Origin of the sequence: Thalassotalea sp. G20_0, from assembly GCF_017744175.1 — a bacterium.
Classification (GTDB): Bacteria; Pseudomonadota; Gammaproteobacteria; order Pseudomonadales; family Endozoicomonadaceae; genus Endozoicomonas.
Map to the genome: position 1 here is coordinate 44,701 of NZ_JAGHQV010000012.1, position 12,446 is coordinate 57,146.

At 50.7% G+C, this 12,446-nt stretch carries 11 protein-coding genes and 2 pseudogenes; all 13 read right to left on the reverse strand.

From position 1 onward, the window contains the following. Entirely contained in the window at positions 1 to 471 is a 471-nt protein-coding gene (locus J7438_RS09480; protein ID WP_209276347.1) for a restriction endonuclease, read from the reverse strand. A gap of 295 nt (positions 472 to 766) precedes the next feature. After that, positions 767 to 1,465 (reverse strand): RloB family protein, encoded by a 699-nt coding sequence (locus J7438_RS09485; RefSeq protein WP_209276348.1) that lies wholly within the window; start codon positions 1,463 to 1,465, stop codon positions 767 to 769. A gap of 2 nt (positions 1,466 to 1,467) precedes the next feature. Then, the gene (locus J7438_RS09490) at positions 1,468 to 2,763 is read right to left on the reverse strand and encodes an AAA family ATPase (RefSeq protein WP_209276349.1); all 1,296 of its coding nucleotides are present in this window, start codon (positions 2,761 to 2,763) and stop codon (positions 1,468 to 1,470) included. 267 nt (positions 2,764 to 3,030) lie between these two features. After that, a complete protein-coding gene (locus J7438_RS09495; RefSeq protein ID WP_209276350.1) occupies positions 3,031 to 4,437 on the reverse strand; it encodes a tyrosine-type recombinase/integrase in 1,407 nt (468 codons plus the stop codon). Between the two features lie 666 nt (positions 4,438 to 5,103). Beyond that, positions 5,104 to 5,790, reverse strand: a complete 687-nt coding sequence (locus J7438_RS09500; RefSeq protein WP_209276351.1) for an RNA ligase family protein — start codon at positions 5,788 to 5,790, stop codon at positions 5,104 to 5,106. Between the two features lie 47 nt (positions 5,791 to 5,837). Next, positions 5,838 to 6,752, reverse strand: coding sequence for a DUF1186 domain-containing protein (locus tag J7438_RS09505; RefSeq protein ID WP_209202171.1), 915 nt, complete (start codon positions 6,750 to 6,752; stop codon positions 5,838 to 5,840). Continuing rightward, positions 6,749 to 7,321, reverse strand: a complete 573-nt coding sequence (locus J7438_RS27660; protein WP_286196506.1) for a restriction endonuclease subunit S — start codon at positions 7,319 to 7,321, stop codon at positions 6,749 to 6,751. The genes J7438_RS09505 and J7438_RS27660 overlap by 4 nt, the downstream gene beginning before the upstream one ends. A gap of 79 nt (positions 7,322 to 7,400) precedes the next feature. Then, positions 7,401 to 8,525, reverse strand: coding sequence for a restriction endonuclease subunit S (locus J7438_RS09510; protein WP_209276352.1), 1,125 nt, complete (start codon positions 8,523 to 8,525; stop codon positions 7,401 to 7,403). Continuing rightward, positions 8,522 to 9,520: a virulence RhuM family protein/type II toxin-antitoxin system death-on-curing family toxin gene (locus J7438_RS09515; protein WP_353620114.1), complete on the reverse strand. Its 999-nt coding sequence runs from the start codon at positions 9,518 to 9,520 to the stop codon at positions 8,522 to 8,524. The genes J7438_RS09510 and J7438_RS09515 overlap by 4 nt, the downstream gene beginning before the upstream one ends. A 1-nt stretch (position 9,521) precedes the next feature. Beyond that, positions 9,522 to 10,007 (reverse strand): annotated as a pseudogene (locus tag J7438_RS09520) (N-6 DNA methylase); the annotation flags it as partial. After that, positions 10,001 to 10,708: a restriction endonuclease subunit S gene (locus tag J7438_RS09525; protein ID WP_209202175.1), complete on the reverse strand. Its 708-nt coding sequence runs from the start codon at positions 10,706 to 10,708 to the stop codon at positions 10,001 to 10,003. The gene J7438_RS09525 and the pseudogene J7438_RS09520, both read right to left, overlap by 7 nt. Then, entirely contained in the window at positions 10,705 to 11,043 is a 339-nt protein-coding gene (locus tag J7438_RS09530) for a hypothetical protein (protein ID WP_209276353.1), read from the reverse strand. Before J7438_RS09530 ends, J7438_RS09525 begins: the two co-directional genes overlap by 4 nt. 78 nt (positions 11,044 to 11,121) lie before the next feature. Next, positions 11,122 to 12,417, reverse strand: a pseudogene (locus J7438_RS09535) (type I restriction-modification system subunit M); the annotation flags it as partial. Between the last annotated feature and the right edge of the window lie 29 nt (positions 12,418 to 12,446).

Consider the following 12,446-nt stretch of genomic DNA (forward strand, 5'->3'; position numbering starts at 1 on the left):
CTAACTCCAGTCGATCGGGCTGTCGGCCAGGTCTTTGAAGAACAGGCGGCTTACAGGGACGGTTTGTGCTTCGAGGGTTTTATTTGCCTTGGATGACCACTTCTCGGTGGTGGATACGATCAGTCGTGTTGTGAAACTGAATGTACCATCCGTGGTGCTGAATTGCTTTCCTGAGGCGGCCAGGAATGAGTCAATGCCGCCCTTGTCAAGCGTGTTTGCCGGATCGAAAAATTTACACTGAATCGCCCAGTATTCCCCCGTACCACGCTCGCGGGCGACCAGATCAATACCGTCATCACTTCCCCAGCGATGCGGCCACTCTCCCCATAACCAGACATCCGAAAGCCGGTCAGCGTACTGAGGGTCAGTCATCAGATAGTTGGCAATCAGCTTTTCAAACTGGGTGCCTTTATCGCGGTTGTTGCGGGTCGCTTCGGTGAATTCGTCAAGCAGAGTCTGTAACGTGGTCACTCGCATTCCTTGAGGTAATGGTTATGAGGTTGATCTCAACAGGAGAAAGATGGATTACTTGGCAGAAGCCGGGAAATATTAATGGTTGTAATCGTCGTTTATATGCGACAGAGACAAGCTCTGTCAATGCGAGCACACGGGCTGTGATCTGACGCTGAGGGGCTGTTTAATAGGTGATCATGGCAGTTATTACTAGAGTAAAGTCGTACATTAGCATCGGGTAGTGTTTATAAAACGAGCCTTTATGACATGTATGAAAGTGCTTGATTAAGACCCGGGAGTTTTTTTCTTTCGGCTATCGGGCAATCTCACCCCATTTCAGTTCGTAAAGGTAATCGACCAGTACATGCATCTGCGTAGAGGGGTTATCGCTGCCACTTTTCTTGTTTTGTTGCTCAAGCCGCTTGGCAAAGGTGGTAGCCTGTTTGGTTTGTCCTTTAATCTGGCTGTAGAGGCCCTGCCTGCCTTTTTCATAGCCCGGGAGATACTGGCTAAGGTGATGAGCGACTTCCTGGGCTGCGGTTCTCTTGCTGGTGGGCAAGAATGGTGCTGTTCGCGGTTCGAAGTGGAGAACCGGCCAGACTTCAAAGCAGGGGTTAGAGGTAATGGCAGAAAATGTAACACCCTTAATATTGATCTGGCTGATTTTGTTCAGGGCTTTGCTGTAGCGATTGCCATGCTGCTCATGTTCATCTTTATCGAACACGCAGAAGACACGGTCGTAGTTGTCCTGATGCTTCTGGCGGGACTGTTGATTGACCAGAGCCTCTGCATGCTCAACAACGCTGAGCGGGTCAGAACCGGGTGAAGGGGCGATGGATACGTTAGCGGTTGATAGCTTTAGTTCGTCCTTGATTTCATTCAGGTAGTTGGGCTCGGTCCTGGTACCTTCACAGACAATCAGAACCTTGTCGTAAGATTCACGTTGAGCTTGCTGCCGGGAAAGCTCTGCTGCTTTTTTTGCTCTACGCTTTTTGAACAATTGGTCTGCCACAATCAATTCCCCATGGCCACAGAGACATCAGCATAAAAGTGCGGCAGGTAGGGTACGGCACCGTATCGGCCATCCAGATAGTAACGCTCAATATCCTCCGCGCCTTTGCGTACCTTGAAGTCCGAAAGGGGGGTTAAGTGTGTGCCCTGTGCTCCCTCTTGAGACGCGAACCAAACCTGATCTCTACGGAACACTTCCTGACTGAGGATTGAGGTTTCGTGAGTAGTAAACATAAGCTGGGCGTTTTTCGGGTTGGTCTGCCGGTTATGGAACAGGCCGACCAGCATCCGGACGATTAGCGGGTGGAGGTTGTCATGCAACTCGTCAATAAAGAGGACGCTGCCTTCTTTTAGTACATCCAGCCAAGGGCCTGCATAGGCGAATAACTTTCTGGTGCCATCGGATTCATTTTGCAGTGGGAGCGCAACCGAAGCACCATTTTCACCTTCGTGAATGATTTGGATATCAACAAACTCTTTGGCTTCCGATTGCTGAAGAATTGATTGCTTCATATCATCCGGCATGTCGTCGGGTAAGTCATTGGCGCTGATTTTTTTGGGTTTGACCTTGATGTCCGTGATGTTCAGATCTGCTGACTTGAGGAAACCAATAATTTCTTGCTTCAGTTCACCCTTCTTACAAGATTTGATAGAAAAGCCCGGATTAAAGCCATTGATGCCAACAACCTTCAACGTATTTTCAAACCAGTCAAACACCGGCTGAAGCTGTTCACAGTTGAGCTGTACGGCAGTGGAAAGTAATAAAGCATTATCCCGAGTGCTGTCCTTCCACAGTTTCTTCTGGCCTTTCAAGGCCTCCATGCGGCCCCATTGGTAGGATTGGCTGCCTTCGTCCCAGGCGCGTTCAATCCAGCTTTGTGCCCGGCCACTGGGGTAGGCATAAAGCCATTCCTCCATAACCCGCTCGCTGGTCGCAGAGAAGCCATATTGAAAGCGGACACCGCTGACATAAAAGGATACTTCAAATTCGCATGGCTCCTGAGCTGCCTTCGTGGACAGTAAGTAAGGCTCCATTGGCAGCTCCTTTCCCCGCTGCCAGCCTGCGGACCCAACCACGACTCGTTTCATGGTTCTCAGGGCACGGATCAGGTTGCTCTTGCCGGAGGCATTGGCTCCATAAATAGCTGCAGAGCGGAGCAAGGCCATGTCGGCCTTATCTGGGAACGGAAAGCTGTGGGTATCCAGCTTATCATCATCTTTTAATTTTCCCCTGACCATGCTCAGGGTTTGCCTTTCACGGTAGGAGCGGAAGTTTGTAGTCGAGAATTCAATTAACATAACGGCCTCTGTTGTCAGGTTAGTGAGGCAAATTCAGCATATTATGATCAAATTATAGATTTATCTGGATTTATATCCAGTTTTATATCTGTTTTTGGCAAGTGTTGTCAGATTGGCTGGTTAAAATGGTTTTGGTGTGCTGGTTTGATGTAGTTAGGGAGGTATAACAAAAAAGCAGACATATAGTCTGAGGAGGCCTTTTTCACAAAGGCGATGCCTCATTACATGGTGCCATTTCCAGTGTGTGGATGGTTTCAGTTAAAGGTCTTATGCAATGGAAGGTTCTGCTTGCTTTAACTGAATGACATTGTCGGGTTGCTCATCAGCAGTGCCATCAATGATTCTGCTCAGGTAATCGTCATAGATTTTGGCGACATCTCGCTTCTCCGGCAGCCTGTCATCGTGGTCGTAGTGTTTGGACTCGACACTGCCATCTTCCCTGCTTTGCAGCAGGTAGCGGTGCTCTTTGAGTACACGGCAGTCGGTAAACAGGCGGGTAGCTGTGCGGCGCAGGTCTTTTGCGGTAAAGCGTTCCGGAGGCTGCTTGCCTTCCGCCATTGCATTATCTTGCAGCCAGTCGTTATAGGCACCCACAAAGCGGCCAAGGTTGCGAATATCAATGGGTGATCCACCGGTGATAATAAAGGGACCATCAAAGCAACCTGATATCCGCTGAGCCTGCTCCAGTATGGCCATTGCTCTGTTTGTCAGCGGGATAACGCGTTTCTTTGGGATTGCGTTTTTACCTTTGGTATCAACAAACATTAATGTTTGCTTGGTAAAATCAATGTCAGACCACTTGATATCATTAAGCTGTTCAGGACGATTGCCAAAACAAACAAAACAGAACCGTAACAGCAGGCCATACAACAGGCTCCATGTTTCTTTGCCAGACTCAAGGTGGTGCCACATTTGATAGAGTTCTTCATTGGAGAGTGATCGTTCCCTGACCCGATCAAACTCAGCGTACCTTGGAATGGCATCCACCGGATTAAACTGGATGCTGAAGCGTTTGCCATGCTCAAGCTGCTGCCTGGGGTCATGGTCTGATTTCATACCAAGATTGAAGGCCGCCTTAAGGTTGCTTCTGACCATGTTGTAGGTTCGGGTTACTCCCCGTTCCAATACGCGCTGGAATAAAGGTATTAAATCATCTGGCGTAATTGTATTGGCCTTGCGAGCTGCCAGATGGGGGAAAGGGACTATTACATTCCGTTTCAGGGAGTTCTCAACGTCCCTTGCCGACGATGCCTTTCGGCGGTGTAGGCTGGCTGCATATAAGGCGCAGAGGTCTTCCAGCGTGCCGTGGCTTGCTTCAATTGCGGCCTGACGCTTTTGTTCTTCCATTTCCTGTAGCCGCCGGGCCTCTTCAAATTTGAGATGATCCTTAAGATCAACCGGCGCTATTTCCCGTCTTATGCGGGCATACTCCCTTGCTTTGTCGCGTATCTCATTCAGCTTCAGGCCAGTTTTACCCAACCGGCTGTAGCGGCCAATAAACAGCAAGGTATCTTTGCTGTTATCCCGGTATCGGTAATAAGCCTCAACTTCGCTCTTTTGCTGTTTATACACAAGCGTCCCTTCACCTTTCCCCCCGACCGGCTCACTGATCTTGCTTTTCTTCTTGCCATCAATGGTCATGTTCTCAATCTGGGTGGGTGAGTACTGTGGCATTAATAAATCCAACCATGGTTCTATTTATTCGATTTTTGGAAGTGGGGACTAAGCTCAATTTAGTCCCCGTTTTAGTCCCCGTTTCGCGTGGGATGAAGCAAGTTCTTATGGTAGCTTATGGGAATGCGATCTTCTACAGAGCCCGTGAATCAAGGGGTGTAGAGCAGGGTGGTGGGATTTTACGGATGACTGTGGGAAGCAGTTATAGATGCCTTGTAATCAGTGGGTCCCGAGTTCGACTCTTGGTGCCGGCACCATACACAGCAAAGTCCGAAGCGTTAGTAAGCACTTCGGGCTTTTTTGTGTCTGACGGTTTGCCCCTACTATTGCCCCCACTTTCGATTGGGCTGTAACGGTACTAATCGGTATCAGGCTCAGATCTGCAATGCAGCCTTCTGTCACTCATGAATAAATACTTCTTACGGTCTTCAGTAATCAAAGACTGGCCGGATAAATTTTCCTTTGTGCATGCTCAGTCGTCAAAAAACCTTAAGTAGATTTCTCCCTCCCTTTTTTTAGTGGTATACCTTCAGCTCCATTCCGGGGAAAAAATCATTATCTGAAGGCATTTTGTTGTGCGGATATGAAGCTATACCTCCCCCTTTTTTTAGTGGTGTAGCTTGAACCGTTTTGGCGGCAAAAAATCACAGGGAATCGAGCGACAGACTACCGCCATCTCTGGCCGAAAACCTCATTGGGAATAATGCCTTTTCTGGTCCAGTGCTCGCCAATCGTTTGAGTGAAATCGCCCCTGACCAACTTGGCTCTTTGCTTCAGCCATTCCCCTTGATCCTGTCTCAGATAAATGCCTTCAATGTTGATGGCACCATAGTGAGATGGTGTGTTCAGCATTCCCACTAACTGCTCCATTGAAAATTTGCCAGTAGCAAGCGGTTTTATTGGTTGAAGACTCAGAAGGGTAAACAGCTCATTACGGTGAGGAACGGAATAGAATTTTTCAGCCTTTCGGTCGTAAATATCAAAACCGACAAACCAGTCTGGCAGGGACTGATAAGCCAGAGAGTGACGGGCATAACACCACTCCCCAAACAGGATCAGGTGTTCACCCAGCAGGCTGATCAGATCCGCTTCAAAACGGCCTGCCCACCGCCAGAGGTGTTTGAATTGACCACCCGGTATCCCAATCCAGGCACCGCGGTTCTGAGCCCTGAGTTTCCCATCAGGGCCGACTGAGAAACCGACATTGGCACCATCGACTTTTTCTTCCACGGTCAGCTCTGCCAGGAGTAGCTCATTGGCCTTGCTGGTTGATAAAAGCTTGTCTCCACGGGGTTCACCAGAACTGAGCCATTGAACATGGGGTGTCTGTGGAAACCGGAAAAAATCGGCCATGGATGAATGCCTGTTGCAGGTTCCGGTTAAGGGTAGATGTTTACTGCCTATCGGCCACAGCACTTCTTGAACTTTTTGCCACTGCCGCAGGGGCATGGGTCATTGCGGCCTGTTTTGGGGGCGGCTCTCAAGAAGGTACCACTATCGTGTAATACGGTACCCTTTGGCGTTCTGTCCGGAGTAACAGGCCCCTTGGGCTCTGGAATGGTTCGCCGTTGCTCTACCGGCTGGAACGATGCCCAGCTGGACAGTTCAGCGGTGGTGTCGGTGATGTAGTGTTTGAGATGCCAGAGTTCGTCCAGATTGTCGTACTCTGACACGATCTCGTCTTCGATGCCTTTCAGGGATGCCACGGTGGGGTCGGCCAGCCCGTCCTCATAGGCCTTGCGGATATCGGGCAGCAGTTCAGCAAAGCGGAAAGCGGCACAGCATATGATCAGGCTGTCCCACAAAAAGCTGTCCTTGCGCACCGGGTACTCCCGGAACAGCCAGGTAAAATACGACAGCAGGTCTTCCCGGCTTAATGCCTGCTCGGTAAACAGGGTGACCAGGCTTTCCAGGGCGACAGCACGGACAAACTCATCCAGCGCCTCGTTTTCCACCAATGCTTTGAGAGGGGCAATGTCACCTTGGCAGATGGAAGCCAGAATACGGGTCATGCCACCGGTAATGGCATCACCAAAGTAAAACTCGGCACTGTCTTTCCAGCTGGTCAGCAGATGGATAATCAGCGGGTACGCCCTGGCTTCCCGGAACTGGCCGAGCAGGAAAATGGCAAACAGGGTCAGGCTGTCGTTGAAGTCGTCGTCAATGTCTTCGCCCAGGTCTATAAGCTCCTGAAGGTAGGCCAGCAGATGGGGCGTGATGGCCTCTTGCTGTTCAACGGCGGCGTTAATGGCGGCGTGTGGGAAGGAGCCTGTAGGGTTGTTGGAAAGCTGTTCCAGAATCTCGTCAATGGTCACGGATTGGCTGCCTTTGGCTGGGTTGGTGAATTCGGGTTGGTGGGGTTCAGTGCCTGTGCCACAATGGCATCGGCCAGATGCAGGCGGGTTTGCTGCTGGTGTTGCAGGTGGGTTTTAATTTGGTCGCAGAGGGTCATGAGTTGGTCGACTTTGGTGACGATGCGGTGTTGTTCTGCAACAGGCGGTAAAGAGAATAAGTATTTAGCAAGCTTGTCACCCGGAAGATGCTTTATTGTTGCTCCGGTAAATAGAGCTGCAAGACGGTTGTTTCTGGTATCAACCATGAGACTGATTTCTAAGTATTTGGGAAGAATCCCCGCCCAAGGTCTGGCTCTGTGCAGTGCTTTCTGGAAATAAATTTCCTTTTCATGCGACTGCCATATTGCACAACGGCCTGGCTCACCTCCTTCGCAGATAAGTAGGTCTCCAAATTTTAAACTGAATTCTTCAAGCTCATTTTCTTCAAACTTCATCTCCTTCAAATCATCTAAGTCTAGCCGTTGCCATTGGACATTCGTATTCCTCAGATACTTTTTCAAGGATCCTGTGTTCTTTGCTTTATCAAGCATTTTTCCAAGTCGAGAAGAAACAGCATTACCAAACTGGCACCACTCCCACCCATCCGGCAGCTCAAATGGCTTCTCATCCTCAGCAATCGGCGGCAGCGGATTCTGCTTTTTGATTTTGCCTTCTTTGACCAGTTGGGCTTTTTCGGCGGCGATGCGTTCCAGCAGTTTGGCGGCGGGTTCGTCGTTGGGGGCTTGGGGTACCAGCTTGCCCATCACGGCCAGTTGCAGGATGGTCTGGCTGGTCGATGCTCACTTCTGTGGTGAACAGCGTGGTGAAGTGGCTGGCGATGCGCTGCCAGTTCTGTTTCAGTTCTTCGGCATTGGCGCTGCTGGTGAGGGTTGCCAGCATGTTTTCTACCAGTGTCGTATGGGCGGACAGGCTGGCTTCGGTCTGCTGTTCAATCTGGTCGCACAGGGCCATCAGTTCATCGACTTTGGCGACGATGCGGTGTTGCTCTGCCAGTGGAGGAATCGGGATGGGTATCTCTTTCAGCTTGGATGCTTTAATTCCGGTTGCAGTCATGCCTGTTGCATTGTTTTCTAGCTCCTTTTGAAAAGCTGGAGACATTAGCAAAATTTTCAAAAAAGGGGCTGTTGATGGATCATGTAGCTGAAAGCAAATAGCTCGTTGGGCAAGAGCAAACTTTTCCTGAATATCTATGATTGCAACATTTCCCAATGGCGCTTCTGGCGTGAATAGAATATCTCCCATCTTGGGGAAACCTCTTGTCATCCAGGCATCGTATTCATCCTCAGAAATAAACTCTTCTGGTTGCAAGGATATATAGCCAAAGCGTACGTTCTTGGCTGTTATCAGACGGATTCCCGCTTGAAGTTTTATTGGGGTTTTCCCACGGTAATCAATAAACTTTGCAAGATTGCCAAGGCGACAATACTCCCAAGTATCAGGTACTGACAAATATTGATCTTCGTCCGATATATGTTCACTAGCCTTAGTCTTAAGGCCTTCTTCCTTAATCAATCGTTTTTTTTCGGTGAATATCTTCTCAAGCAGTTTGGTAGCATGTTCATCCTCCGGATTCTGCGCCACCAACTTACCCCACACCGCCAGCTCCAGAATCAGCTCCCGCAGTTTCTTAACGCCATAAAGGTCAATCTTCTTGCCGGAACCCCGGCCAGAAGCGGATTTGTTCTGCACCGCCAGCGCCAGGGTAGAGAGGTTTTGGGTAATCAGGGCATTCATTGTTCAGCTTCCGGAGCCAGCATATTCATAATCAGGCGGATCAGGGTTTCTTTGTGTTTGGGGTCGGACTCCGCCACCAGCAGGGTCAGGGCAGAAAGGCCAATGTCGTTAATCACCGGCTCACCGTTTGGATTGAACAGGCGACCATTGCGGTGCAGAAAGTCCACAAACAGAAAAGCCTCGCTGCGCTTGTTGCCATCGGTAAATGGGTGGTTCTTAACGACAAAGTACAGCAGGTGCGCCGCCTTGCTTTCGATGGTCGGGTAGGCGGGTTCACCAAAGGCGGTCTGATCCAGGTTACCGAGCAGAGCGCCCAGGCCATCGCCCCGGGGGCGGGCAAACAGGTCAGAGGCTTCGCCTTTTGCCATTAGCTGCTGTTTCAGGGTCGCCAGATCGTTGCTGGCCTGCTGCGCCGTAGGCAGGGTGCCGCCATGCTGGCCGTGGGGCTCGTTCAGCTTGCCTTCATCGTAGCGTTGCAGCCAGAGAAAGGTCTGGGTATAGCGGCTGATAATTTCCACCAGCCCACGACCGGTGTCCGTCTGCAATTCTGGGGAGGCCGCCGCGTTGCGCACCAGCTTCAGGGCCGCTTCCAGCTCCTGGGCATTCTGCTCGAACCGCTGCTGGTTAATGGTGTAGCCACGGGTCAGGTGCTCTTTCAGGGTGCTGGTGGCCCACTGGCGAAACTGGGTGCCTTTGCGGGAGTTGACCCGGTAAGCCACGGAGATAATGGCGTCCAGGTTGTAATGTTTGACCTTCCGGCGTACCAGCCGCTGGCCTTCCTGCTGAACTATCGAGTAATCCTCGGTAGTTGCCCCGGCGGTGAGCTCGCCCTCTTTGTAGATGTTTTTCAGGTGCAGGCTGATGTTATCAATACTGGTTTCCAGCAGCTCTGACAGCTGCCGCTGGGACAGCCAGATGGTCTCCTGGTCCAGCAGTACCTGAATATTCCCCTGGCTGGCTTCATAAATGGCAATGTTAAGGTCGGTGTCGGCCACGTTATCTCCCGTTCCGGTCGGTCAGTGCTTCGCCAAGGATAGTTTGCAACTGACCCAGTAACCCTTCCAACTCCTGCTGTTGTTGCTGATAACTGGCCAGCAGTTCATCCGGATCGTGGCTGATGATTTCGCCCACATGGGGATTCTTGATATCCAGGTTGAAGTTACGGGCGGTCACCTCGTCGATACTGACCTTCCAGGCTTGCTCATTTTCTACCCGTGCGGCAAAACCGTCCGCCTCATTGCCCCACCAGTCCATTTCCTGCTGAAATTCTTCAAACTTCATGGGGCGGGTTTTGCTGTAGTTTTTCACACCTTCCGGATAGGGATGCTCGTAGAACCAGATCTCCTTCGTAGGCTGGCCTTTGGTAAAGAACAGAATATTGGTGGTGCAGAGCAGATGGGGGAGCTGCTTTTTCTCTACGCCATGGATCTGCTGTTGCAGGGTTTGATGATCGGCAGCGGTTTTCACCTGGTCTTTCAGGTGGTCTTTGGCTGTGCTCCACCTGAACCCATTCCAATAAGCCGCCCTTTAAACGCCTTCAGAAGAAGTAAAAGGTAGGTGTTTAGAAAACCTGTAAATGGAGTGCAAGCACAAACGGCTTGGTTTGTTGTTGCTCGAACATCCAGGATGGCCGTCTTTCCGATTGTTGCACCATACATTGCAACAAGCACATCGCCAATATTGTTGTAACGTAATGAGCTTTGTTTTAAAGCGAGTTCAGTAACTGTTTCTTCTGATTTGGAAATGTAGTCAGATGAAAGTTCCCCTGACTTAAACCAAGGGATATCACCACCATATAGTTCTGAGCTTCCTCTTCGTGGTGTGGCTCCTGCCCCCCACTCTCCAAGGTCATTTAGCCTTACCCACTCCCATTGCTTTGGTAGCGATTCAAAGGGTTGGTCGTCATTACTGATCACTGCTAGTTTTTTTGGCTTCTTTATTTTCTTTTCTGTTACCAATTCAGCTTTTTCTGCCTCAATCCGTTCCAACAGTTTAGAAGCAGGCTCATCCTCCGGATTTTGCGGCACCAGCTTGCCCCGCACTGCCAGCTCCAGAATCAGCTCCCGCAGTTTTTTAATACCAGTCAGCTCCAGCTTGTTACCACTGCCCCGGCCACTGGCGGAACGGGGGGTATGAGTGGTGGTCAGCAGTTCCAGGTGCTCCGTCAGGGTGTTCAACATCATGCCTGCTCCTTCGCCTGGCCGGACAGGGCGATATCCAGAATTGCCTTGATCTTACGGCGGGTGTCGGTCATGGACTGTTGCTGCTGCTGATAATGGGCCAGCAGTACCTTCGGATCGTGGCTCTCCTGCTCGCCCACATGGGGGTTTTTGATATCCAAATTAAAGATGGGCCAGTAAATGGCATCGGCCGCTTTTATCTCAGCATCGGCTTTGGCTTTTAACGCCCTGGCCTCGTTGTCCTGCTGAATGATCTGTTCGTTCAGAGAGGCCTTGATACCGGCATTTTTCGTTGCCTTCAGGTCTTCCTTCAATTGGCGGACGCTCATTTCCAGCACATTGGCCTGCTGCTTATAATGGGTCTCGTTATCCCAGTGGGGCTGACAGCGTTATTCGGTGGCGGTTTTGATGGCCTTAAAGTCCACCTTCCAGGCTTGTTCGTTTTCTACCCTACGGGCAAAACCGTCCGCTTCATCGCCCCACCACGCTTGTTCTGTGGCAAACTCTTCCACCCTCATGGGGCGGGTTTTGCTGTAGTTTTTATAGCCCTCCGGATAGGGGTGCTCGTAGTACCAGATGGTTTCGGTAGGCTTGCCCTTGGTAAAGAACAGCAGGTTGGTTTTGATGCCGGTTTAGGGGTTAAAAACGCCATTGGGCAGTCGGATAATGGTGTGCAGGTTGCACTCGGTCAGCAGCTTTTCCTTCAGGCGGGATTTGGTGCCTTCGCCAAACAGAAAGCCATCGGGCAGTACCACCGCTGCACGGCCATTGTATTTCAATAAGCGGATAAACAGCGCCATAAACAGATCAGCGGTTTCCCGGGTACGGATATCGGTGGGGAAGTTCTTCTCAATGCCTGCCTCTTCAGTACCACCAAACGGTGGATTGGCCACGATAACATCGACCCGTTCCTCTTTGCTCCAGTCTTTCAGAGGACGAGCCAGCGTATTGTCGTGACGAATCTGGCTGGGTACTTCAATGCCGTGCAGAATCATATTGGTGGTGGCCAGCAGGTGTGGCAGCGGCTTCTTCTCAACACCAAAAATACTCGCCTCCAGTCGCTTTTCATCGGCTTGCGTATGTTTGACGTAATGCTTGCGTTTATGCTCGATAGTACAGGTCAGAAAGCCGCCGGTACCACAGGCGGGGTCCATGACCTTTTCATCCAGCTTCGGGTCAACCTGTGCCACCATAAATTCGGTGACGGCTCTGGGTGTATAAAACTCCCCGGCATTACCAGCGCTTTGCAGGTCTTTAAGAATCTGCTCGTACATATCCCCGAAGGCATGGCGTTGCTGAGCCTTATTGAAGTCGATATCTGCCTGAATTCTGTTCACCACCTGTCGGATCAGGTGGCCGGACTTCATGTAGTTGTAAGCATCCGCGAATACATTACGAATCACTACTGCCCGTTGATCGCCTTCTTTTGCATGAAGTGTTTGCAACTCCGGGAACAGCTCATTGTCGATAAAGGTTTTCAGTGCGTCCCCAGTGGTACCGGCGGGGTCAGAGGCCCAGTTACGCCAGCGCAGTGGCTCGGGAATAGGGGATACGTAATCATCATTAAACATCTCCCACTCATGTTCCCGGTCATCAAAGATTTTCAGGAACAGCAGCCAGACCAACTGGCCAATTCGCTGGGCATCGCCGTCGACGCCCACATCCTGACGCATAAGGTCCTGGATAGACTTGATGGTGGTACTGATCGACATGGGCAATCCTTATGTAAAAACAGATTAGG